The sequence below is a fragment of the Desulfobacter vibrioformis DSM 8776 genome (assembly GCF_000745975.1).
Lineage (GTDB): Bacteria > Desulfobacterota > Desulfobacteria > Desulfobacterales > Desulfobacteraceae > Desulfobacter > Desulfobacter vibrioformis.
On record NZ_JQKJ01000011.1, the window covers coordinates 62,690 to 87,679 of the forward strand.

At 49.2% G+C, this 24,990-nt stretch carries 18 protein-coding genes; 8 read left to right on the plus strand and 10 right to left on the minus strand.

Going from position 1 to position 24,990, the window contains the following annotated elements:
* Nucleotides 1–20 precede the first annotated feature (20 nt).
* Both Q366_RS08420 and Q366_RS08425 read right to left on the minus strand, forming a co-directional pair.
* Entirely contained in the window at nt 21–1,259 is a 1,239-nt protein-coding gene (locus Q366_RS08420) for an NAD(P)/FAD-dependent oxidoreductase (protein ID WP_035238022.1), read from the minus strand.
* Nucleotides 1,260–1,261: 2 nt separating this feature from the next.
* The gene (locus tag Q366_RS08425) at nt 1,262–2,680 is read right to left on the minus strand and encodes an NAD(P)/FAD-dependent oxidoreductase (protein WP_035238189.1); all 1,419 of its coding nucleotides are present in this window, start codon (nt 2,678–2,680) and stop codon (nt 1,262–1,264) included.
* A 258-nt stretch (nt 2,681–2,938) separates the two neighbouring features.
* Between Q366_RS08425 and Q366_RS08430 the strand changes: the two genes are divergently transcribed.
* On the plus strand, nt 2,939–4,432 hold the full coding sequence (locus Q366_RS08430) for an APC family permease (RefSeq protein WP_035238024.1): 1,494 nt from the start codon (nt 2,939–2,941) through the stop codon (nt 4,430–4,432).
* Nucleotides 4,433–4,578: 146 nt separating this feature from the next.
* Nucleotides 4,579–6,021, plus strand: a complete 1,443-nt coding sequence (locus tag Q366_RS08435) for an FGGY family carbohydrate kinase (protein ID WP_035238025.1) — start codon at nt 4,579–4,581, stop codon at nt 6,019–6,021.
* A gap of 19 nt (nt 6,022–6,040) precedes the next feature.
* On the opposite strand, the gene Q366_RS08440 is transcribed toward Q366_RS08435, so the two are convergent.
* From Q366_RS08440 to Q366_RS08450, 3 genes are all read right to left on the minus strand, one after another.
* Complete coding sequence (locus Q366_RS08440) at nt 6,041–8,521, minus strand: heavy metal translocating P-type ATPase (protein ID WP_035238026.1); 2,481 nt, start codon at nt 8,519–8,521, stop codon at nt 6,041–6,043.
* Nucleotides 8,522–8,527: 6 nt separating this feature from the next.
* Nucleotides 8,528–8,728, minus strand: coding sequence for a heavy-metal-associated domain-containing protein (locus tag Q366_RS21690; RefSeq protein WP_035238028.1), 201 nt, complete (start codon nt 8,726–8,728; stop codon nt 8,528–8,530).
* A 127-nt stretch (nt 8,729–8,855) separates the two neighbouring features.
* The gene (locus tag Q366_RS08450) at nt 8,856–9,554 is read right to left on the minus strand and encodes a cytochrome c biogenesis CcdA family protein (protein WP_035238030.1); all 699 of its coding nucleotides are present in this window, start codon (nt 9,552–9,554) and stop codon (nt 8,856–8,858) included.
* Between the two features lie 188 nt (nt 9,555–9,742).
* On the opposite strand from Q366_RS08450, the gene nadN reads away from it, so the two are divergent.
* Nucleotides 9,743–11,560, plus strand: coding sequence for an NAD nucleotidase (gene nadN / locus Q366_RS08455; protein ID WP_035238032.1), 1,818 nt, complete (start codon nt 9,743–9,745; stop codon nt 11,558–11,560).
* A gap of 42 nt (nt 11,561–11,602) precedes the next feature.
* On the opposite strand, the gene Q366_RS20210 is transcribed toward nadN, so the two are convergent.
* The 4 genes from Q366_RS20210 to Q366_RS08480 form a co-directional block, all read right to left on the minus strand.
* On the minus strand, nt 11,603–13,405 hold the full coding sequence (locus tag Q366_RS20210; protein WP_051957920.1) for a sensor domain-containing diguanylate cyclase: 1,803 nt from the start codon (nt 13,403–13,405) through the stop codon (nt 11,603–11,605).
* Between the two features lie 426 nt (nt 13,406–13,831).
* The gene (locus Q366_RS08470) at nt 13,832–15,784 is read right to left on the minus strand and encodes an alpha-amylase family glycosyl hydrolase (protein ID WP_035238036.1); all 1,953 of its coding nucleotides are present in this window, start codon (nt 15,782–15,784) and stop codon (nt 13,832–13,834) included.
* 3 nt (nt 15,785–15,787) lie between these two features.
* Nucleotides 15,788–16,672, minus strand: a complete 885-nt coding sequence (locus Q366_RS08475; protein ID WP_035238038.1) for a carbohydrate kinase family protein — start codon at nt 16,670–16,672, stop codon at nt 15,788–15,790.
* Between the two features lie 41 nt (nt 16,673–16,713).
* Nucleotides 16,714–18,849, minus strand: coding sequence for an HAD-IIB family hydrolase (locus Q366_RS08480; protein ID WP_035238191.1), 2,136 nt, complete (start codon nt 18,847–18,849; stop codon nt 16,714–16,716).
* A gap of 199 nt (nt 18,850–19,048) precedes the next feature.
* Here Q366_RS08480 and Q366_RS08485 point away from each other — a divergent pair, with 199 nt between their 5' ends.
* The 3 genes from Q366_RS08485 to Q366_RS08495 are packed head-to-tail and all read left to right on the plus strand — an operon-like array spanning nt 19,049 to nt 21,449.
* Complete coding sequence (locus Q366_RS08485; RefSeq protein ID WP_035238046.1) at nt 19,049–19,849, plus strand: NAD(+)--dinitrogen-reductase ADP-D-ribosyltransferase; 801 nt, start codon at nt 19,049–19,051, stop codon at nt 19,847–19,849.
* Between the two features lie 17 nt (nt 19,850–19,866).
* Nucleotides 19,867–20,775, plus strand: coding sequence for an ADP-ribosyl-[dinitrogen reductase] hydrolase (gene draG, locus Q366_RS08490; RefSeq protein WP_035238048.1), 909 nt, complete (start codon nt 19,867–19,869; stop codon nt 20,773–20,775).
* 11 nt (nt 20,776–20,786) lie between these two features.
* Complete coding sequence (locus tag Q366_RS08495; protein ID WP_035238050.1) at nt 20,787–21,449, plus strand: fumarylacetoacetate hydrolase family protein; 663 nt, start codon at nt 20,787–20,789, stop codon at nt 21,447–21,449.
* Here Q366_RS08495 and Q366_RS22335 read toward each other — a convergent pair.
* Entirely contained in the window at nt 21,352–21,705 is a 354-nt protein-coding gene (locus Q366_RS22335; RefSeq protein ID WP_084691759.1) for a GNAT family N-acetyltransferase, read from the minus strand. The genes Q366_RS08495 and Q366_RS22335 overlap by 98 nt on opposite strands.
* A 315-nt stretch (nt 21,706–22,020) precedes the next feature.
* Between Q366_RS22335 and Q366_RS08510 the strand changes: the two genes are divergently transcribed.
* Together Q366_RS08510 and Q366_RS20215 are read left to right on the plus strand one after the other, a co-directional pair.
* Nucleotides 22,021–22,863, plus strand: a complete 843-nt coding sequence (locus Q366_RS08510) for a substrate-binding domain-containing protein (RefSeq protein WP_035238056.1) — start codon at nt 22,021–22,023, stop codon at nt 22,861–22,863.
* Nucleotides 22,864–24,975, plus strand: coding sequence for an ATP-binding protein (locus tag Q366_RS20215; RefSeq protein ID WP_051957921.1), 2,112 nt, complete (start codon nt 22,864–22,866; stop codon nt 24,973–24,975).
* The last annotated feature ends 15 nt before the right edge of the window (nt 24,976–24,990 follow it).

Genomic DNA, 24,990 nt, shown 5'->3' on the forward strand with positions numbered 1-24,990 from the left:
TATTGAAAGGTAATCCGGAATTATGGCGTGGTGACGTGCCTTGGTGCGTAAAATATTTCCATACAGGTGTCTGTTTTGCCCGGTGCCAGGTTTACCCCTTTAAAGGCAATTCTGTACCGGGGCAGAAAAGAGCCTTTCTTCTCCTGTACTATCTTGTTGTTTACCGCCAATGAAATGGTTCCGCACAAGCGTTTTTGTGCATGCAGGTTAATATCTGCCTTTATTGAACCGGCATTGGCAGGTATTCTTACGCACTGAATATCACTGGTAAATTCTTTGGGGCAGATTACAGGTATCAACTGTGAAGCCGCAACCGGTGTGCGCAGTTCCACGGCAAGCTTTTTGCCAAGCTTGCACCCCTCCACAAAAGAGTAGTCACCGGGATCCCCCGGGTGCAGGACATTGCCGCAGGCCATGATAGCAGGCAAATCAGATTGTCCGTACTGGTCCACAACAAGCCGGTTGTTCTGCATGAAGGGTTCTAAATTGCTGGCATAGGCAAGGGTGTTTTCTGCTGTGAACCTGCCGGAGAAGACCACGCTGTCACAGGGGATAAACCGTTTTGCTTCTCCATGTCGTGTGGTTTGCCGGACGGTGATGCCTTCAACATGATCTATCCCTTGAATGGCGGTGATGCGGGTGCTGCAGTGTACTGGAATTCGGCGTGCCAGGGTATACAGGGAAAGGGGACGGTAGGTGGCAATCTCCTGTTCTTGTTCAAGCATGGCAACCACTTTGCCGCCCTTTCCCAGCAGGGTGGCAAGGGCGGAGAAACTTACTATTTCCGTGCCCACAATAATAGTGCGGCCAAAAGGAAGGGTTTTGTTTTGGTTGCAAATACGTTGCAGGGCACCGGTGGTCATCACTTCCAGCGGACGAAGGCCTGAGGTGAGCAGACCATGGCGGGTTGACTCCCTGCACCCTGTGGCCAGCACCACTTTTCGTGCATTCATGGTGGACAGGCCTTCCGGAGTGCGTACGCTGACCTCTCCTTTGGGAGTTACCTTTAATGCGGTGGTATTGGTCTGAATATTGGAGGCAGAGACCTTTTTTGAAATTTTTTTGATAAAGGCTTTTGCCGTCATCGGGTATTTATATACATTGATTCCAAAGCTGCGATGGCCGCAGGTGAGCGGAATACCACCCCAGTAATTTTCACGTTCCAGTATACGGTATGACACGCCTGCAGCTTCCAGGGAGTGGGCAATACCAAGCCCGGCAGGGCCGGAACCGATGATGATGACATCGTATTGTTTCATGGCTATTTTTTTTCCTTGTCGTTATGAAAACCGTTTGCAATGCGGCCTCTGGTAATTTGCTGCATGCGCTGCATGCAGTTAAAACCGTTACAGCGCCCCATCATGGCACGTGTTCTCCGGCGGATGCCGCCAATGTCCTGGGGAACAACCAGTGACGAAAAAACCGCTTCTACTTCACGTTTGGTAACCATTTCACAATGGCAAAATATTTCACCGCTTCCCGGCTGTTGGTAATCCCGGGGTGCATCCTCGTATAAATTGGGCATGACAGGCCAAATAATATCCTCTTTGGCCACCGGAGTAACATGTGCAAACAGATTGGTTTTAAAATGATCCTCAATGAGGGTATGCACGTAATTGGCGATCCCCAGGGAAGCGGTAAGCCCGGTGGACCGAATACCGTTTACGCCGATCCAGTTTTTCCCAGGGGTTGGAAATATCTGGTAGCCTTTGTGTTCCGTTGCCGTGCGCAGGCCTGCATAGGTGGCTGTTATTTCATACCGGTCCAGGGCAGGGACCAGTTTTTTGCCCTTTGCAAGCAGGTCATTGAGTACTTCATTGTCCACCATGGCCCTGTCTCGGTCGTCTTGCTCCTCAGCCGTAGGCCCGACAATAAGGTTTCCAAAGATGGTCCTGCACACCAGCACCCCTTTGGTAATGCTGCTGGGAACAGGCAATATGATTGAATTTACAAGTTGATTGGCTTTTTTATCAAGCACCACAAATTGTCCTTTGCGGGGGTGTATGGTAAACGGCGGTTTGGCGCAAATACGTTCGACAATGTCGCCATAAAGCCCTGCACTGTTAATGACCAGTTTTGCTTTATAAATGCCCGATGGGGTCTGCAGGGTCCACAGGCCGTTGGAAAAGAAACCGCCTGTCACCTGGCTGTGAAAGCGGTATTCCGCTCCATGGGCAACCGCCTGGCTAAGGTATGCCAGGGGGCTGCTCCATGGATCAATGACAAATTCACCAGGTACATGCACGGCACCCAGTGCCTTATCACTTAAATTGGGCTCATGCAAAAGCAGTTCTTCCCGGGATATCTGCCTTACATCCAATACCTTATTCTTGTGGGCTTTGGCCACAATACCGGGCAGTTTGTCCAGCTCCTCCCGGGTCCAGGCCACCACATGGGCAGCGGTTTTTATTAAAGGGAGACCCAGTTTTTCCCTGATGGATAAGAACTCCTTATAGCCGTCCTGCATGCAAGCGTGTTCCAGACTGGCTTCAGGTGCATCAAAACCGGTATGAAGAATGGCGCTGTTTGCCTTGCTTGCGCCGGATAAAATATCGCCCCCGCGTTCCAGCAATAATGCCTTGTAGCCTTGCAGCGTAAGCTTGCGCATAATGCCGCAGCCGACAACCCCGCCGCCGATAATTATAACGTCAAAAATATTTTTGGGCCCTGAAGGTGTCATAAAAAACCTCATATATTTTGTTGCTTGATCGGATATATATGTATCATTGTTGGTAATAAAGCAAGAAATAAAGAAATATAGTTTGTTTTATTGTTGTTTTTATTTGTTTTATGTTGCTTTTTTATATTGGATGATGTAGGGCAATTAAATTAAATACAGGCATTAAAAACAAGTGAACCTGCGAGTATTTATTTATTCGTATTTATTTAAAATATGCAGATGTCATTAAATTGTCTTTTAACACAGGAGGTTGAGGCTATGGCTGATTCGAAAAGGAATGAAAAGGTGCTTACCCGGGCATTGGGGTTGCCTGAATGTATTACAATTACCACCGGTGCGGTGGTCGGAGTGGGTTTATTCACCGTGGGTTCCGCCCAGGTCGGTGTAATGGGCAGTTCGGTGATCATTGCCACCATTATTGCCTTTCTTCTTGTGCTATGGCCTGCTGCCATTTATGGCGAGCTTGGAGCGGCATTGCCACTTGCCGGTGGAACCTATGCCTATGCAAAACGAGCCATAAACTATCCTACTGCCATATTCTGCAGCTGGAATTATACCATTGCCCAGATTGGTATCGGCGGCTCCGAGGCCCTGGCATTTGCCAACTATTTCATGTGGTTGCTCAAGGCGCTTCACATCGACTGCTCCATTGATCCCAGGATTATCGCGACCATACTCATGGCCTTTTTTGTCTATATTAATTACCGGGGCATTGAAATTGCCGGCAAGTGGCAAAATGCTTTTATGTTTTTCTTCTGGGGTGCATCTCTTGTCTGGTTTGCCATGGTGATCAGAAATATGGATTTTACCAGTTTCTCTCCCGTGCTCTCCGGGATCCCGGCAAATATTACGGCACTGGCAAAAAGTATTTTGATGATATGGTGGTGTTTTGCCGGATTTGAAACGGTTGTGGGCATGGGTGCGGAAGTTAAATATCCCCAGATAACCATTCCCCGGGCCCTGTGTCTCTCTCCCTTTATTGTATTCGGGGTAAACGCACTGTTCCAGTGGTTTCTTATCGGGTTAACTCCGGCGGCAAGCCTGGGAATTTTGGCAACCACAGATGCGCCTTTTGCCGTTGCCATGGAAGCGGCCGGTATCGTTGGGATTCCCCTTGTCATCCTTTGTCTGGGCATTACTTTCGGGGGCGACTTTTCCACCATGAACCCCTGTGTAACCGGCCCTGCCCGTTACATGTATGTTATGGCCAACGACGGGTCCATGCCCCGCATATTCGGCCAGCTTCATCCTAAATATAAAAGTCCGTATGTCTCTGTTATTGTTGTCGGCCTGATTGCCATCGCCCTCATCGCAACAGGGTCCATTGCCGTTATTGCGGCAATGTGCGCATTTTGCCAGATGACCTGTTATATAATCGGTTATATTTCATATCTGATGCTGCAGAAAAAAGAACCCAATCTGGAGCGCCCATACAAAGTCCCTGCCGGCAAAATAGGTGCGATTATCAGTATTGTCGTTTACCTGGGACTGATGATTCTTGCCCTTGATCGCTATGCGCTACCGTTTAACATCGGTTTTGATATAATTTGCGTATTATACTATTTTATGTATGTACGAAAAAGACCCATTCCCCAGGAATCTGTTGATATTGAATTGCTTACCATGCAGACAGCCAAACCGTCAACCACGGAACAAGACGCATTGGACAAACAGTATAAGCGCTGGAAAATAGGTGCTATCTCGGTATTTGTTATTTCAAATATGCTGTTTGTTGCCGGGTTTTTCCTTTAACTTCCTATAACCCCCATGGGCCGCAAGCCCACAACGAACAATGAAACTAAAGACACCAACAATGCGGGCTAAAATGGGCGCCTCCAGGCGCTTCACCCTCTTGTTTCCTGTATCTTGTCTCTAGTTTCTTATAAAGGTTATATCAAATGGAACAGTTTATCGGTGTTGACCAAGGAACAACAGCTACAAAGGTTTCGTGCGTATACGAAGATGGCCGGGCCCAACTTGTGTATCAGAAAAATCACAGGCAAATCACCCCGGAACCGGGCTGGGTTGAGCATGATGGTGACGAAATCTATAATAATATAGCCCAAGCTCTGGACAAGACCGGTCCCGGTTCTGCCCTGGGGATAGATCACCAGGGGGAAAGTATTGTTGCCTGGGACAAGAAAAGCAAAACGTGTTTTTATAATGTTATTGTCTGGCAGGATTCACGCACAAGTGCATGGATTGAAAATTTGAAAAAGGACGGGCTTGAACCTGTGGTGCAGGAAAAAACCGGCCTGCCCCTTGACCCCTATTTTCCTGCAAGCAAAATGCGCTGGATTCTGGACAATATTCCTGAAGCAAAGACGGCTCTAAAAAAGGGTCGCTTGTGTATGGGGACCATGGACAGCTTTTTTATCCATCGGCTGACAAATGTTTTCAGTACGGATTATAACTCAGCCTCCCGCACCTGTCTGTTTAATGTCCGCACCCTGGCGTGGGACCGGGAACTTTGCGACATTTTCGGCGTTCCCATGGAAGTACTGCCCCCGGTGGTCTCCAACCTGGGAGATTTTGGATGCTTTGGTTCAACCCCGGTCACAGCAAGTATTATTGATCAGTTTGCCGGTATTTACGGCCATGGGTGCCGCAAAGCAGGGGACTTTAAGTTCACCTTTGGAACCGGCGGTTTCATGCAGGCCCTGTCAGGTGAGTCCATCGTGGAAGACAAAAAGTATGGTCTACTGCCCTGCCTGTGCTGGAAATTCGGCAATGAAGCCCCCATGTTCGGTGTTGACGGGGGAATTTACAATGCCGCTTCCGCCATAAACTGGGCCAGGTCCTTAACGCTTTTTGATGAATATGAAGAGTTGAACGATTTTTCCTATCCGTCAGCAATTGAGCGTAATTTGGCATTTGTGCCCGCACTTTCCGGTTTGGCCTGTCCCTATTGGGACAGGAGTGCTGCAGGCTTGTGGGCAGGCATGCATTTGGGCACAACCCGCAAAGACATGATGCAGGCGGTGGTGGAAGGAATTGCCTTGCGCGCTGCCACAATTTTAAATGTGACAGATCAAATTGTTCCTTTAAAAGAAGAGATGAAAGTTGACGGAGGGATTACGGAAAATCCCTATTTCCTGCAATTTCTTGCTGACATAACCCGGAAAAACGTCATTGTCCCCGATTATGGGCAAATAAGCAGTTATGGTACGGCACTGCTGGCCCGAAAAGGGCTCGGCAAAGAGGACAGTCCCGTGAATACGGCATGTTCCCAAGTAACATGGAAGGATAAAACACAACGCGATTATTTGAAGTATTTTGAAAAAATGGTACGCTGTTCCCGGGGAACAAGAAAAATAGGCTCCTCGCAGATTCGTGTGTAATCATTATCAAAAGAACGTTTTAAGCATCCAGGTGCCTGCCAAACCGCTTGAGTAAAAGGGAGTTGCCCACAACGGACAGGGAGGAAAACCACATGGCGATACTGGCTGCTTCCGGGGTTAATGATATCCTGAATGCCGGGTACAGGATACCTGCGGCCACGGGAATCATCAGAATGTTGTAGAAAAAGGCCCAGAAAAAATTGCGTTTTATGGTGGACAGGGTTTTTCTCCCTAACCGCACGGCCCGGTCCACATCTTTTAAATCATTTTTTACCAGCACCACCTCACAGGTCTCCTTGGCCACATCCGTGCCCGAACCAATGGCAATGCCGATATCTGCCTGGGCAAGGGCAGGAGCGTCATTGATGCCGTCGCCCACCATGGCCACTTTTAATCCCTTGGCCTGCCATTTTTTTACCTGGTTGATTTTGTCCTGGGGCATGACCTCGGCAGCCACTTCCTCAATACCGGCCTGTTGGGCTGCCCAAAGGGCTGCGGCCTTATTGTCTCCTGACACCAGGGCGGTCCGGATGCCTGCGGCGTGCAGACGTTCAATGGCGTCCGTTGCTTCGGGTTTGATCTGATCTTCCAGGGCAATCACCCCCTTAACCTGGTGATCCAGGCTGATAAAGACAAGGCTCTTGCCCTGGTTTGACAACGCCTGTCCCTTGGCGCGGATATCATCTGACATGTTGTCATCTGCCACCAACGCCAGGTTCCCGGCCTTGAGCAATTGATCACCAAGGCGGCATTCGATGCCCTGGCCCGGGATCTCTTTTGACGCCGATGTGGGGTCAGGCCCGATGCCCTTTTCCCGGGCAAAACCTGTAACCGCCGGGGCCAGGGGGTGGGTGGAATGGGTTTCCGCACTGGTCGCCCAGGACAGCAACTGTTTTTCTGTAACACCGTTGCGTGGAAAGACACCTGTGACAGATGGTTTTCCCGTGGTCAGGGTGCCGGTTTTATCAAACAGAACCATATCCAGGTGTGAGATATTTTCCAGGGCAGATCCTTTTTTAAACAGGATGCCCCGGTTAAGCCCCAGGCCCGAACCCACCATGACGGCCGTGGGTGTGGCAAGTCCCAGGGCGCAGGGGCAGGCAATGACAAGAACGGCAATCATACGTTCAAAGGCAAATAAAAACGGGGTGGAACCGGACGGGATAAATCCAGGGACTGCAAGGTACCAGATGGCAAAAGTGATCAGGGACACAACCGTCACCACAGGTACAAATATGTTGGAGGCGGTGTCGGCCACCCGCTGGATCGGTGCCTTGTCTGCCTGGGCATCCTCCACCATTTTAATAATGCCGGACAGCACCGTGTCGCTGCCCGTGCGGGTGGTGGTCATTGTGATGGGTGCGGACAGGTTGATGGTGGCACCTGTGACGGCATCTCCCGCCGATTTTTCAACCGGAAAGGACTCCCCGGTGAGCATGGATTCATCCACCGCGGTTTCGCCCCCAAGAATTTTTCCGTCCACGGGAATTTTTTCACCGGCCAGTACCCGGACCGTATCGCCGGGGACTACCATGGAAACATCCACAATACTTTCCTTGCCGTTCTTTATCACCCTGGCCGTGTCTGCATTCAAAGCCAGAAGGGTTTTAAGTGCCTGGCTGGTTTTGCCCGTGGCCCTTGCCTCAAGCATCTTGCCGATCATGATAAAGGTGATGAGCATGGCAGAACTGTCAAAAAACAGCATCTGGGAAGCATCTATAAAGATCAGTGAAAAAAGACTGTAGAAATAAGCGGCTGACACCCCCAGGCTGATCAGCACATCCATGTTGGCCAGCCGGTTTTTCAGGGAATAATAGGCCCCTTCAAAGAAGGTCCGGCCGGAAACCGCCATGACAGCCGTGGCCATGATGCAAAGGATGACATTGGTGACCACAGGCCGAAACGGCATCACATGCATGATGACCATCATGGGCACGGTGACGACCAAGGCAAACAGGAATCTGAATTTTTCCCGGGTGCCGGCCTGCGGGCCCTGACTGGTTTCAAGGGAAGCGCTGTAGCCTGCATTTTTGACCACATCCAGGACCTTTTGATCATCCATCAGATCCGGATCATAGGAGACAAAGCCCTTTTCAAGGGGCAGGTTGATGGCCGTGTCTGCGATGCCGTCTGTCCTTGCAAAGGCCTTTTCAATGGCCAGGGCACAGTTGGCACAATGCATGCCCTGGATGGAAAAGCTGATGTTGCAAAGGGGTTTTGCCTCATCCGGTCCTTGGGGCTTTGTCTCGGGCTGCGTTGCCGGTTCCTCGTTGTCTCCGGCAGCATTTTCCGGGGTCAGGGCGTAACCCTCCGCCACAATGGCAGCCTTGAGTTCATCTAAGGAGGCTGTACCGTGTTCCAGTGCCAGGGTGACTTTTTCCTGTTCAAATGACGCCGACACATCACTGACCCCGTCAAATTTTTCCAGGGCTTTTTTTACGGCATTTTCACAGTGCATGCACATCATGCCGTATACTTTTATTTCATGGGCGGTGGTCATGGCACCTCAGATCTCTTTAACCGTGAACCCAAATTCGCAGATCGTCTTGATCACTGTGTCCATATCCACATCGCTGCCGGCATTAAAGTCGGCCTTTTTTCCTTCAAGGTCCACGGACACATCCGTTCCGACAGTTTCCAGATATTTTTTAACCCGGTTGACGCAGTGCGTGCAGGACATTCCTTCGACACTTAAATGCTTTTCCATATCATTATCCTTTCCAATGGGTTGAAGTGAGTTTATTAACTTAGAATAAAAACGATCAGAACCATGTCAATATGTGATGGCAAAAAAAGTTTGTCAAGGCTTTTATTTCCCCTGTGGTGGCGGAAATTTAAAAGATTGCCAGCAGCCGGAATTTGTCAAAGATCAAAAGCAGACCAATAACAATGAGCAGCCCGCCTGCACATTTATTGATAATGCCCATGACCCGGGTGGCCTTTTTCATGAAACTGAGCATGGAGTTGATGAATATGGATATCACAATAAAAGGCAGGGCCATGCCCGCGGAATAGGTGGCCAGCAGAAGCACGCCTTTAAGGATGGTGTCCTGGCTGCCTGCCACAATGAGAATGCTGCCGAGCATGGGGCCGATGCACGGGCTCCATCCCGCCCCAAAGGCCATACCGATCAAAAATGTGCCAAACAGATGAAAGGGTGTCTCCTTGACATGAAACTTACGTTCAAACTGAAAACTTTTGATGTTGATGATACCGAGCAGATGCAGGCCGAAGACCAGGATAATGCCGCCGCCCATATAACGAACTGCCCAGGAATACCGGGAGGCAAGCCCGCCGAGAAAAGAGGCGGATGCCCCGAACAGGATAAAAATAAATGAAAATCCAGCCACATAGGCCAGGGTGGACAGGATTACTTTTTTGCGCACTTCTTTGTTGTCAGCTGTGAGTTCATCTAAGGAGAGCCCTGTGATAAAGCTGAAATAGGCCGGGATCAACGGCAGCACACAAGGGGACAGAAACGACAGAAGGCCTGCCGCAAAAGCTGCAGGGAATGTGATGGTCTGGGTCAGCATGGCATTGTTTCCTTTAATTCTTGTTTGCGTTCAGGCACTCATCATGAGGGGTAAACTAAGCTTTTTGGGCGTGGTTTTCAAGCCTGAGCTTACGGTGGAAATGATAAGATAAACTGTAAGTTAATTCAATTTATATGTTATGACGTCAAATATGACGGAATAATTTTTTAAAGGGGCAAGGAGGAAGCATGCAGTTCAATCCCGCTGAACGGAAATTATTTAAAACCCTTATTGTGTTTTTTTCGTTAATGCTTTTATTCGTGGCAGGATGTAATGGGGCTGCCAGTGGCGATCAATTGACAATGAAAATACTTCATATCAACGATGTCCACTCAAATTTAGAAGCGTCTGATGTTGATTTAAGTTTTGAGGGCGTTGAAACCGCCTGCCAGCTAGGCGGCATGGCAAAGATCGCATCAAAAATCAGCGAACTTAAAAAAGAAACGGATAATTGTCTGATTCTTCATGCCGGGGATGCGGTTCAGGGAACACTTTTTTATACGCTGTTCCGAGGCAAAGCGGATGCTGACGTGATGAACGCCATTGGGGTTGATGCCATGGCCATTGGCAACCATGAATTTGACGATGGAGATGCGTGGCTGGCCGGATTTATCCGGAGCCTGACTTGTCCGGTGTTAAGCGCAAATATTGAAGTCCCTTCCGCCAATGTCCTGTATGGCCTGTACGAACCATATATTGTCAAAAAAGTCGATGGAAATCAGGTTGGCATTATTGGGCTGACCATTGCCGGGAAAACCCGGAATTCTTCCCACCCAAGTGATGAAATCGTTTTTGAAGACGAGGTTGAAGCCACCCGGGACGCGGTTGATGAACTCACAGCCCAGGGTGTAAAAAAAATCATCCTGTTGAGCCATTACGGCTATAAAAATGTTTTGGCCCTGGCCGGCCAGGTATCTGATATTGACGTGATTGTTGACGGCGATTCCCATACCCTGCTGGGCGATTTTTCTGCCTACGATCTGGATGCTTCCGGAGGTTACCCCACAATGACCACGAATGCGGACGGGGAAAAGGTAGCCGTGGTTCAGGCCTGGGCATACAGCAAGGTTCTTGGAGAGCTGGATGTCACCTTTGACGGTGATGTCCTGGAAAGCTGTACAGGGACACCGCATCTGATCCTGGGGGATACATTCACCCGGAAAGGTGATCATGGCGAAAAATATACCCTTAAAGAGGATGAACTGACTGCGGTGCAGACCCTGGTTAATGCCGATGCCCGGTTGGATATCGTGTCCGACGATAACGAGGTGGCCGCCATTATTGCCGGCTATGCCGAAGAGGTGGATGGCCTTGGGGAAACAGTTATCGGTACAGCGGGAGAGGATCTTTTGCACAACCGGGTACCGGGGCATGCGTATAACGGCGTCGCCCTTGATCTTGGCAGTGCGATTGCGCCGGTTGTGGCCAAAGCGTTTTATGAAATGGATTCAAATGCAGATGTTTGTATCCAGAACGGCGGCGGTGTAAGGACCAGTGTTTACCAAGGGAATATTATCTACGAGACTGCTTATACCCTGCTGCCTTTTTCAAATACCTTGTTTGAAATCAGCATGTACGGTTCAGAGATCAAATCCGTTTTGGAAGACGCTGTTGAAAACATTGCCCGGGGCGGCGGAACAGGGTCTTTTCCATACTGCTATGCACTCAAATATGACGTGGATGCCACCCGGGCGTACGGCAGCAGGATTATCGATATAGAGTTCAAAAACCGACAGACCGGTGAATGGAGCGATCTGGACGAAACCCGGATGTATGTGGTGGCCACTAACAATTATACAGCCGGCGGTAAAGATGGGTATGCGACCTTTGCAACAGTCCAGGAGAAACGCGGGGAAGGAACCAATACCTATCTTGATTATGCGCTCTCCTTTGTCAACTATGTAAAACAACTCACTGGGAAAGGCGAAACGCTCACCGCATTGCCCGATGAGGATCACTGCATCAAAAGCTACACGGCAACTGCCGATGAAGGTGATGATTTATAACCATAACAACCTGAGGCTTTGATTATTCCCGGGAAAGGTTTTTCAGCACGCTTCATGACTGCTCAGGTTTTTTCCTATCAAACGGTTTCTCCCCCCGTGTTTGGCCTCATAAAGCAGCTGGTCACAGGCATCTGCCAACTCTTGGAGGGAGATGTTCCGATTGTCGGTCAGGGTGATGACGCCCAGACTGACAGTGACAAACCCGGCGACCTGTGATGTTTTGTGGGGAATGGCCAAGTCTTCAACACCGGCTCTGATGGTTTCGGCCTTTTGCAGCGCACCAGAATGTGCCGTGGCAGGCAGAATACAACTAAATTCCTCTCCACCGTAACGAAAGGCCATATCGGAAGACCGTTTCATCTGTTCTTGAAGCAGATTGGAGATCCTGCGCAGACAGTCGTCTCCGGCCACATGGCCGTAATGGTCATTGAACTGTTTGAAAAAATCAACGTCTATGAGGATTAAGGACAAAGGCGCGCCTGAACGGCTGTGCTCTTTCATCCGGTGCGCCAGGGTATCATCAAAAAAACGGCGGTTGAAAAGCCCTGTGAGTCCATCTTTATTGGCAAGTTTTTCAAGCTGCAGGTTTTTCAGTTCCAGTTCCCGGGTGGTGCTGCTTACAAGATGACTCATGGCTTTTAAAAGCCTGAACCGTCTTAAATTTGTTTCTGGGAGTTCAATCTTTTCAGTAAAATCTTCTTCCTCGTCAAAGATCTTGCAGGTTTCAGATTCAGACAGGGCCAGTACAGTCATGGTCTGCTGTAGAAAACGAGGGGCCTTATTTTTGTCGGTATAGTATTCACCAAAGGTAAAAAAACCGGCTGAACTCGGGCCGTTCTCTAACGCTGTCATATCAACCACAATATCGTCTTCAAAAAGCGTCTTTCTTGATTCGCAGGAATACACGAAAAAGGCCTCAGGTTCGTACCCGGCCAGTTTTCTTCCCATTCGCTTGGCTCCTTCCTCCTGGAGACCTGCATCACAATAACTGAAGCGTACCTGTTCCCCGGCATAAAATCTTTCCAAAACATTAAAGGAGCCGTCAGGATTTACAGACAAAACCGGATTGGTTACATGCATGCGGCGTCTTTCTATCATGAGAGGGAAATGATTCATGAGATATAAAGATGAGGGTTGGGCTTCAATGCCCAGATACTGCAGGTATATATCCTTGACGGATTTGTGATCAATACTGTAGAGCCTGCGGCCCTTGACATGGGTGACGGCCATTTTTTTTCCAATGGGCATCCAGCTTAAATTATGGGCGGTGTTAACGCATAAATTGGGCCCTGAAAGTGCCGCAGCAGCAAACCCGTGTTCAGTCAGGTCCTGTTCCGTAAACACAACGACCCGGCTTGTTTGCTCATGATATCCACCGGCCTGGCCGCCGGCAATGACGACATTGTCAAGTTTGCCGTTCAAGGCCTTGAGAAAAGGAAGGGCGTTGACATAATTACCATCTTTAAGGCCGCAGCCAAAGACAATTACCGCTTTAGGTTTATTGTCATTGAGCGCAGTCCCCATATCTTTCCCCCCGGCCTTTAAATTATCATTATGGGTTACTAAAGCAGATACAACCCTGGTTTTTTCAAAAGCGGTAAAGCTGATCACAATGGATTTTTCTATAACATTTGCATTCAAAATTTCCCCTGCCGAGCTTGCGCCGATCACAGCACTCCCGGGAAACAGTGTACAAAGCAGCGATCGAAGGTGATTCATCGTATCCATGTCTGAAATACCGCAAAAAACCTGGATAAGGATATTTCCAGGAAAATAACCTTTCAAATCGTCCCGAATTTTCATTAAATCGTCAGCATTTTTATAAACAAGATTCATACATTTCATACAAACCGTCCTACATCATTGAGGGTGGGTATGATTTTACGACCGGCAACTGGCATTTTGATCCCTTTGCCGGGTTTTTATTTGATGCGGTGCTTAAGTACCCCTATCATGCCGTTCACATCTTTTTTTGTCAGCGCGATCTTCCTGGAAAAGTTGCAGGGCCGGGTTCCGTGATGCCATGGACTGATCGTCTATTGTATCTGGATTTCCCATTGATAACAATGCTTGTTTTCCGTCTATCAGCAAAACAACCTGCCTTCGCATGATCGCCAGAATTTCTATCCTGTTTACGGTTTCGCCCAAGGAGAGGCACAGGCCAGGCGCTAAGATGCCAAGACCAAGTTCCGGAGCCATTGCTGATTGGTTTAATGCTTCTATTTTATACCGGATCGGTTTAATTGAATAACGACACAACACGAAATTACATCAATTGCCGCTCAGCCAGTAAAACCGGTATGGGGGCAGTACCAGCTGCTCCTTGAACAGGGCCGGGGAATTTCCGGAGTATAGGTCTCTTATGTGTTCACCCATCTGAAACCCCTGGTTTTCAAGCTCAAACAGGTTCAGATACTGAGGATGTGCATCAAAATTTCCCACAACCAGAACACGCTTGCGGGTCGTGAGGTTGAAACGAATATAGGCCAGAAGTTGGGGATTACTGATTTCCAGAAGTTTCCGGTTGTTAAAATCTGAAAATTCAGGGATCTGCTTACGAACGGCGATCATCTGTTTTAATGCGTTAAATATCTTATATTCAACCGTTCCAGGCTGTTTGCGAAGCAGGGCCTGTTTCCAGTCGATTCTAGGCCGGTGGGCCCACCGGCTGTCATTGGCTTTACTGATGTCTTCAATATAGGAATAGTCGTTAATTGTTCCAAGCTCGTCTCCGTAATAAACAAGGGGGATTCCGCCAAAAGAGAAAATAATACTATGCAACAGGAGAATGTGCTGAATAATAATATCGATCTTCTCCTGATCATTCTCCTCCAACGCTTTCTCCAGCCCGATTAATGAGGTTAACGTTCCGGAAATACGGGCGTCATTGTTTTTTTTATTGTGGGCAAACAACAGTCCGCGGGCAGAGGAGTTTTCAAATTCGCCGGCAAAGTAATTGACAATAAAGTCCCGGTGGGATCTGGGCTCATATCCAGCCTGGGCAATATCTTTATCTGTAAACCCGAGTCCGATATCATCGTGGCACCGTATGTAATTGAGCCAGGTGGCCCGTTCCAATTTATCCGGCAGGTTCTTGAGCCCCTGGGTCAGCAATCTGGCGTTTTTAGTGGCAACGGCATCCCACAATAACGCCATCAGGGTGGCGTTATATGCGATTTCACACTCTTTAGCATTAATGGCATCTTCACCAAAGTACTTGACGATCTCCACCGGGGCCACGATGGCCTCGGCAATAAAAACAACCCCGGGGGCAGTGATTTGGCAGCAGTCTTTAAACAATTGCAGCAATTTATGGGCTTCATATTCATTTTGACTGGTACTGCCGATTTTTTTCCACAGGAAAGCAACCGCATCCAATCGCAGAATATCCACGCCCTGGTTTGCCCAGAACAGCAACACATCCAGCATTTCGATAAAAACCGCCGGATTGCTGTAATTCAGATCCCATTGATAGGTGTTAAAGACCGTCATGACCCACTTGTGCATGGTTTCGTCCCAGGTAAAATTGCCCGGGGACTGGTCCGGGAATATTTCCGGCAGGGTCTGTTCAAACATATCGGGAATTTCCCGGTTCTCAAAACAATAAAAGTAGTCTTGGTATCGTGTATCTTCTGACCGGGCTTTTTGGGCCCACTCATGCTCATCTGACACATGGTTTACCACCACATCCAAAGTCAGCAGCATCCCCTTTTTTTTCATGGCTTTAGCCAGATTGTTCACATCCTCCAGCGTCCCGACCTTGTGGTTGATTTTTCGAAAATCACTCACGGCATATCCGCCGTCGCTGGCCCCTTTGGGGCATTCCAGAATCGGCATGATATGAACCAGGTTGATACCCAGTTCCTGCAAGTAGGGAAGTTTTGCCTGAACCCCTTTCAGGTTGTCGGCAAAACCGTCTGCATAGAGCGTCATTCCCACCCATTTTTGATGGAGAAACCAGTTAAAATCTTTTTCCCGTTCCAGATCACTTTTCCGCAGATTCCTGGGCCGTTTTATATATTGCCGGGCCATGGTTTCCACCAGATGAAGCAGTTGCGCATTAAAATCATCCCGTTCGCCATACAATCGTTTAAAAATAAGGAAAAGACTGTAAAAATTGGCACCCAGGCGGGTGTAGAAGTGGTGGAGATCCTGTTTTCTGATTTCCGGTTTGAGCTTATCCAGAATTTCGTTTAATAAAGAGTGTGAAAATTGTTCGTACATAATCTAATTCCAGGTTTTTAAAAATGGCCTGTAAAACGTTTGATCGGTGGTGGTCGCGCCGCGTATTTCGACAACAGCCCCGGCAAATTCCTGGGCACGTTTCAGTGTTGTTTCCAAATTCCAATTTTTTATTTTTCCGAGCAGCAGAACACTGCTGAACGCATCTCCCGCGCCCACGGTATCGATGACCGATATTGTCTTTCCGGGTGAAATGGAAAGGGGAGGGGAGCCCTTTGCGCTGTAGATGACAGCGCCTTTTTCACCTCGTGTCAGGGTGATGTGTTTCAACGGTGTGGATGAAAACAATGTGTTGATCCGAAGAACTTCTTGCCCGGAGTCAGGGATCAGTTCTGCCAGCTCATGATGATTCAGCTTCAACCAGGATGTGCCGGCCAAAAGAGGAATAATATCATTGATGCGCCACCACGGCGCACGCAGATTGACATCCATGAACACATATGGCCTTGCCTGATGTTTGATTGCCTGAAGCGTGCCCGCAGAAACCGGGTTCCGTATGGCCAGGGTCCCATGGTATAAAAGCGGGTGATCGGGCAAATCAGGGAGCAGCCCGGATTGAATATAATCATAGGCGCAGGGGCTGACGATGTCGTAAGCGGGTTCATTGTCAGTAATATTCACAGTAACCTGGCCGGTTGGCTGATCCGCATGGGTCTGCAGTCCGTTAAGGTCCATTCCCCAACCCGCCATGGCATTTTTGATCTGTTCCCCCAGCAGGTCTTTTCCCACTGAAGAAATAAACAATGGCGCCGCACCAAAGGCCTGTAAATGCCAGGCCACATTAAAGGGCGCACCGCCTAAAGCCCTGTGTCCGTCCGGGAAACAGTCAAATAAAACTTCACCAAATACGATAATCTGTCTGTCGGTCATATGTTTTAATCCATCAATTTAACAGCTTATTCGGCATGGGATTATTTTTCACAGCGGCTGAAAAAATCATAATAGTCAATGCCGTCCAGGATTCCAGCCGCAAATTTTTCTTCGGAAAAATAAATCGGTTCAATATCCGTTAAATCGGAAAGTTCTTCATTATGCCGATTTTTAACGACAACAGAAAGGGTATTACCCCGCATCATATCTTCATCGGCTCCGGATCCGCCGGCCGTTAACATGTGATCCAGGGGAATGTCCCATTGTTCGGAAAACCATCGGATCGCATACCCTTTGGAAGCCCTGATCGGTGTGATGTCCAGAAATTGCCCAAATGAATATATGAGATTGAAGGTCTGCTCATTTTGATATAACAACGTTTTGATGTCATCCAGTGACGGTGCCAGTTTCGGATCGTAATAATAACTGATTTTATGTTGACTCTGTTCTGCCTTGGGCTGCAATTTTAATCCGGTTAAATCAGACAGAATACGATGAACCGCCTTTGGGTTCCATAAATGATCAATATGGTTGGTCCAGACCAGGTCCCGTTCCAGGTTTCCGCCATAGTAAATTTCCGTTCCCATACTGGTAATAAGTACATCGGGCTGGACAATCTGATATTTTTTTAAAATCGTCAGCGCAGAATCCAGCCGGCGTCCTGTGGCAATACAGAAACTGATGTCTTTACGGTGATCAGATAAAACCTGATTTAACCGGGTCAGGGAATTCATATCCCCCAACAGGTTCTGATCAATATCCGATACAATTGCGCCATTGTGATAAATCATTTGCCGGCGGGTGGCAGGTAAGCGTTTTAACGGTTTTCGTTTTTCTATAATTGGCTGGACAGCATTTAAGTATTTGTCAATGTGAGATTCCCAGGTGTAGTTTTTGTTCACACCTTTGAGACCATTTTCCGATAAATTATGTCTATGTTTCTTGTCAGTTAAAATGTGTAAAATTTTATCAACAATGTCATTTTTATCCAGCGGGTTGATCAGGTAACCGTTCAGACAGTTTCGAACAATATCAATGGGGCCTCCGTCTTCGGTGGCTACAATGGGAACAAAGCTGGCCGCGGCTTCGATTAAGGTTAATCCAAACGGTTCCGTCAGTGCGGGATTGATGAAAATTCCCCCTGAAACAGACGCCAGACGATACAAAACAGGAACTTCATCCGGTTTATGGGTTTTCGGATAAGCCACTTTCCCATAGAGGTCATATTGATCGATGGTCAGCAATATATCGGTCAGGACTTCCTGGGCACCGGTGTCCAAATCCCGGATATCTTTCCGGGTTCCGGCAACAATCACCAGATTGGCCAATTTTTGTAATTCCAATGACGTCCCGTATGCTTGGATCAAGGTATGAAGATTTTTTCTTTGATCAGGACGTGAAATGGCCAGGATCATGGGTTTGTCCGGATTTATCAGGAATTTGCTGATCTCTTTAAAAATCGGACTGTCAAACTCATCTCCGGCAGGCGGATGGAATTTTTCCAAGTCGGTTCCCGGTGGAATCATCTGCATACTGTCGGGTTGATAAAAATCGTAGGAAGCATACTGTTCGTTGATTTCATGGCTGGTACTGGTGATCACCAGTTCCGCAGAACCCAGGGTGTCTTCTTCGGCGTTTATTCTGCGGGTCATATTATAGCGTTCTTCTATAACTGAACTTTTCAGTCCGCTGGCGATCAGCCTTTTGCGTTTGCTTCGTCCCAGAGAGTGGGCCGTGAAAACCAAAGGCAATTCCAATTGATGGGATAAACGTGTTCCCACGTATCCCGCATCGGCATAATGGGCATGGATGATACCTGGCAGATTCTTTTGTTTCTTTAAGAAAATCAATGCATTGTCTACAAAATTATCCAGGTAGTCCCAAAGATGCTCTTTGGGGATATATCCTTCAGGTCCGCAGTCAATCCTGACAATCCGGGCTGTTGAATTCAATGGTTCAATCACTTTATTGTAATCATCACTGACTTGCGGATCAGCAATACGGCGGGTCATCAGGTCAACTTGTTCCACATCAGGACGTTTGGAAATTGCCTTGGCAAATTCCAGAACATATTTGGTCTGGCCGCCGGTGTCCGCATCCCGCCCCAGTTCAAGCCCTTTGCCTCGAATTAATCCGTGGATATTGATTAACAAGATGTATTTTGGATTGGATTTCATAATGTTAATCACTATAACAAAGTGACATAAATATTTAAAGTGATTCTCAATACATTTGCAGTATGCACTTGCCTTGGGGGTGCGGGGCTGGTAAACATCAAACAAAAAGAGGCCGACACACAAATCAAAATGATATTTCATCCATGGATATTGTCTTGAGTACGGCCAAAAAAGTTTGGAGGGTATTATAGAATAATTTATGTCCGATTATCATTATCAATACAGCTTGTGCAGTGTGCCGGCGTGGGTCATCGGTTCCCGCGAATTCAACGCCAATCCTACGCCGTTAAGTGTCCATGGTGTACGAGCGACCCATGCCCATTTTTTCAAAAAGCTGGACAATCTCTCCAGCTGGGAAGAAAGGGCAAGAACATTTCAAGATTATATGGACGTTGCGTTTCATCTTCATCAATGGCGGAAAAATGGTGATGCCGGCGGGCAGCTCTGTCTGAAGCACAGCTACCTGGGCTTTCTTCGGGGCTGGCTTTTTAATGCCGATTCCATTGAAGGGGCTGTCTTGAAGGGATGGGTGCAAAACAGGATGGGGTTGCCCCCAACCTATCACGGCGGCCATATCAAAGGAAAAGAGAGCGATGCCTATTTATCCTACCTGAAGGATCGCATGAAAGGTTCAGCCCGGACCAACGGTATTTTTTCCCAGCTGGATCTTCTCTATGAATTTGTTCAGTACGAGATGACACGCCGCGATCCCGACACCACTCACATCACCCTTTTCAGAGGTGTTCATGGGTTTTACGATCATGACATACTTGAATGGGATGGCAATAAAGGCAAAGGGGTCGTCCGGCTCAATAATCTGAATTCCTTTACCCATGATTTTGAGCGGGCCTGGGAATTTGGCACATTTATTATTGAAGCCAGGGTGCCTGTTTCTAAAATTTTTTTTGATGGCGATTTTCTCCATGCCGGAATACTCAAGGGAGAGGAGGAAGTGCTGGTCATTGGCGGTGTGTACGATATTTCCAGACGAATCATATAATAAGGAAATCATCATTGATGCAATCGGTTCGGGTTCCTGACAGAAATCAAATTGTGGAAAAGGCAAAGGGAGCCTTTGTCGGTCTTGCTGTTGGAGATGCCCTGGGGGCGACTACCGAGTTCATGACGCCCGGGGAGATCAAATTACAATATGGTGTACATAAACAGATCATTGGGAAAGGATGGCTGTATCTTAAAGCCGGTCAGGTGACCGATGACACTGAAATGTCGGTTTGTATCGGACGGGCCATTCAAAAGTCCCAAGGATGGAACCTTTGCGCCGTTGCAGAGGAATTTGCCGATTGGATGAGGGGCAGACCGGTTGATGTCGGCTCCACATGTGCCAGGGGCATCAGAAACTACATCCTCCACCAGACCCTTGAGGCGGCACCCAGTCGTTGGAGTGCCGGAAACGGGGCCTTGATGCGCATGCTTCCCGTTGCACTTTACACTTTGGGAAATGACGCCTCCCTTGCCCGATATGTGGTGGAACAGGCCCACCTGACGCACAATAATCCGCTGTCTGATACGGCATGTATCTTTTTTGGCCGTCTGCTTCATGAAGCCATGATGGGCGCCTCATTGGGGCAACTTCGGATCCATACCGACGAGTTTGTGGCTAAACATCCGGATTTTGCGTATCAACCGTATCCGGGTAAAAGTTCCGCCTACGTTGTGGACACGGTGCAGACCGTTTTCCATTTTCTGTTTTCAACAGCCACTTTTGAAGCGTGCCTCATTGGTACGGTAAACCAGGGGGGGGATGCGGATACCACCGGCGCATTGGCCGGGATGCTTGCCGGTGCTGTCTATGGGGTCGAGGGAATACCGAAACGCTGGTTGAAACGATTGGATTCCCGTGTGTATTCAGAGGTGAGTGAGCTGTCGGAATATTTGGTGGACCACTCTCCGGTACTTTTAATGTAAGGAAGGAAATTATGAAATATCAGCATGTATTTAACGACGGGTCAGTGTGCGGCCTGCCAGTGGGAAAGGTGGTTTGTGTCGGTCGCAACTATGTGGATCATATCAAGGAACTGGACAATCCCATGCCCACGGAACCTATTTTGTTTATCAAACCGGCAACATCGCTGCAGCCGATCAGCCAGCCCATTGTGATCCCTGATTTCACCAAGGACTGCCACAATGAAACGGAACTGGCCGTGTTGATCGGCAAGGAGATCAGCAGGGCAGGGCGGGAAGAGATTGAAGCTGCCGTTGCCGGTTATGGGATTGCATTGGATCTGACCCTGCGGGATATCCAGAAACAGCTCAAGGAGAAAGGGCTGCCCTGGGAAAAGGCAAAAGCGTTCGACGGTTCCTGCCCGATATCTCCCTTTATTGGACCTGACGACCTTCCCAACCCCCAGGATACGCGGTTGACATTGAAAGTGAACGGCCAGGTGCGGCAGGATGAGAGTACAAAACTGATGATTAACGGGATCTTTGACTTGATCGCCTACATGTCCGGTTTTTTTACCCTGTTACCGGGAGATGTCGTGCTTACCGGAACCCCGGCCGGTGTGGCCGGGTTGAAATCAGGTGACAGGCTGGCGCTGGAGCTTGACGGCCGGTTTGGCTTCTCCGCATCCGTTGCCTGAGATGGATGACCGGAACGGCTGCCTGGGGCCGTGATGGGTGGCTGGCCATTACCTTGTCCCGGGCGAACCGGACCGCCTCTGCGATGAGTTGCCTGCCGATGCCCCTGCCCCGTGCTTTGGGCTCGACGATGAGCCATCTGAGCTGGGCTGTGGTATCATCTTGTCTGACCACAGCCACGGATCCGGCAAACTCCCCCTGGGTTTCGGCAATCCAGAGACGGTCCTTTTCTGACAAATGTTCAATAAATCCGGCCATTCCCCTGGCCACATAGGCGTCGAATTCGTGATTGAATCCGTATTCCCTGGCATAGAGTACGCCTGTTCCGGTTTTTTTGGGGTTCCTTGATTTCGGGTTTCATGCTTTTCTTGACAAAACGTGCCTGTCTATCTTAATATTCTTACCTATAAACTCCATGTGGCGTATTTCGTAACAGTTCATATACCTGGGCCGCATATTCCATTCTTCCAATCCATTGGAAAATGCGGACAACATTCTTGGGGAGGCGCAATCCCTTCCAGTCATACCTTTGGAAAGGGGGGCCCTGTCTAAATCCTTAAACGAGGTGAGAGGATGAGTCTTAAACATGTGTTTTTCCTTATTCTGGCAGTAGGCTGTATGATACCGGCATGTGGGGAAACCCCGGCTGACCCGGAACCAAACGCCCTTGTAATTCCGGGTTCCGGTGCCTGTGAAACCGTGCTGACCCGGCTGGCCCAGGCATTTAATCAGGCCTATCCCGGCTACACGGTTACAATTCCCAAAAGCACGGGAAGCAGCGGGGGAATCCGGTCCGTGGCCGAAGGATTCCATCCCATGGGCAGGGTGGCCCGGCCCCTGAAAGCATCTGAACAGGAAAAGGATTTGACGATCCTGCCCTTTGCCTATGATGCCGTGGTCTTTGCCGTGGGAGAGGCTGTTGGGATAGATTCCCTCAGCCCTGACCGCCTGGCAGATATCTTCAGGGGTAAAATCAAAAACTGGCAGGAGGTGGGCGGTCCTGATCTTCCCATCCGGGTTTTGGGCCGCCAGGCCGATGAAACCTCCATGGAAATGATCAGGAAAACCCTGCCCGCCTTCCGGGAGCTGGCGCTGACTGCGGATGCAAAAATTGCCTATCACGATTATGAAATGGTTGACTTGCTCAACAAATATTCCAGCAGCATCGGATTCCTGACCACTGGAAGCCTGACAAGCCCGGAAACCAGAATCCGGGTCCTGGATCTCGGCGGCATCATGCCCACGGCAGACAGCCTGGAGTCCGGCAGGTATCCCATGAAGATCTCCCTGGGATTTGTCTGTAAAAAAGGGGAATTAAAGGGCTTGCCCCGCAAGTTTCTGGATTTTGTGTTCTCGGATGAAGGCCGGAGCATCATTAAAACCCTGGGCCTGTTTCCGGTTGAAAGAAAAGAATAGATGCGCCGGCCTGCCTCAAGTCTTGCGTACCCCATCATCGGATTTGTGGTGCTTTCCGTATTGTGTACTGCCATGACCTTGTATTTCTGGGGAAACCGGGTCATGATGGAAAATTTCAGATCCACGAACCGGCATCGTGCCCAGGACCACCATGACGTTATCTCCGATTATATCCGGAACGAAACCCGCACCATGGTGCGGCTGGCCCGGGTTTACAGGGAGTATGGCCAGGTCATCAGGGAAACCGGGCGCTTTCTTGACAGCGGCGGATTTGAAAGCCACGCCGACCCCCTGCCGCTGCAACGGATCCTTGCCCGCCTGGGGATCTGGGACCATATGGACGATATCCTGGTCACGGACCTGGAAGGCCGGGTGATGACCCGTACCAGATACGGGCAGGTGGGCAAGGTGCTGACCGGATGGGGAGTTGACGAAGCCACCCGCAACCAGGAACTTCTTTTAACGACCCGTTCAGAAACAGGATGGGAAATCCGGGCCATCTCTCCGATCTTCAGGGATGAGACTCCCATCGGGCTCATGGTTATTATCAAAAAGATCAACAACGCCTTTGCCAAAAAATTATCCCATCGCTTTGACTGCGAGGTTTCGTTGGGCAAACCGGACGGTATCGTTGCAACTTCCCTGCCCGAGAATAGCCGGATTGCACCGGATCGGGAAATGATTTTAAGGGTGCTGCGGCAGACGCGGGTGGAACAAAAGACCCATGACGCGCTTTCCAAAACAGAGTTCTATGCCCGGCTGCTCATCGTGGATGAGGCGTTTTGTCTGATCGTGGTCCAGGATACCAGCCAATCAGACATCCTGGTTCGTCAGACCCGCAAAGCCGCCTTATGGCTGTCAATCCTCATTATTGCCATTTTTTCCAGTCTGGGCCTGGCCTTTGCCCTGGGGCTGATCCGTCCCCTCCAGAAATTAAAGCAACGGGCCCGGGATATGGCCAGGGAGTATGCCGGACAGGAATTATCCGAGGTGCCGGGAAATGAGGTCGTCAATCTGGTTCACGTGTTCAACAGCATGGCCGATGCAATCCAATGGCATATTAAATACCGCAGGGCCATGGAGGCCGAACTTGAGAGCCACCGCCACAGGCTTGAGGAGCTGGTGGCCCAAAGAACTGCAGGGTTGAACCGGGCCAATGAATCCCTGCAGGGTGAAATCCGGGAAAGAATCCGGACAGAAAGGGATCTTCTGCAAAACAAGACAAAGCTTGAAATCGCCCTGTCAGAACTCCAACTGGCCCAGGCAAAGATGATTCAAGCCGAAAAAATGGCTTCCGTGGGACAGCTTGCCGCAGGGGTTGCCCATGAGATCAACAATCCCACCGGGTTCGTCAAAAGCAATTTATCCACCCTTTTGGATTATCACAAGGATCTGGTAGACCTGCTTGGGGCCTACGGCGATATCCTGGCATCACTCCGGGAGGCTATGGGCAAATCCCCGGCCCTGGCCGGATTGTCCGGGGCGGCTGACCGCATTACCCGGATGGCGGCGGATGCGGATCTTGACTACCTCATGGCGGATATCCCGGATCTGATCCAGGAGAGCTTAGATGGCGTCGAACAAATCCAGGGCATCGTGTCGGCCCTGAAGGATTTTTCCCACCCTGGAAGCCGGAAAGCCATGCCTGCGGATATCAACCAATGCCTCAAGTCCTGCCTGAAGATGATCTGGAATGAATTAAAGTACAAGGCTGAGATCATTGAGGACTACGGCAAACTCCCCATGGTGACCTGCAATGCCCAGCAGATGTGCCAGGTTTTTGTCAATATTTTGATGAATGCAGCCCAGGCCATTGAAGATAAAGGGGTGATCCGCATCACCACCAGGGCCGACGAAAAAGATGTGGAAATCCGCATCTCAGATACGGGGCAGGGAATATCCGAGGAGAACATCAGCCGGATTTTCGACCCTTTTTTCACCACCAAAGAAGTCGGCAAGGGAACGGGCCTGGGCCTTCATGTTGTCTGGGACATTATCCAGGCCCACGGCGGGCAAATCAAGGTCAAGAGTATAGAAGGGCAGGGGACGACCATTTCCGTCCACCTCAAGCAGGATCCGGGTTTGGAGATTCAAGCGGTTAACGGTCAGTAAGGGACTTGAAAGAAA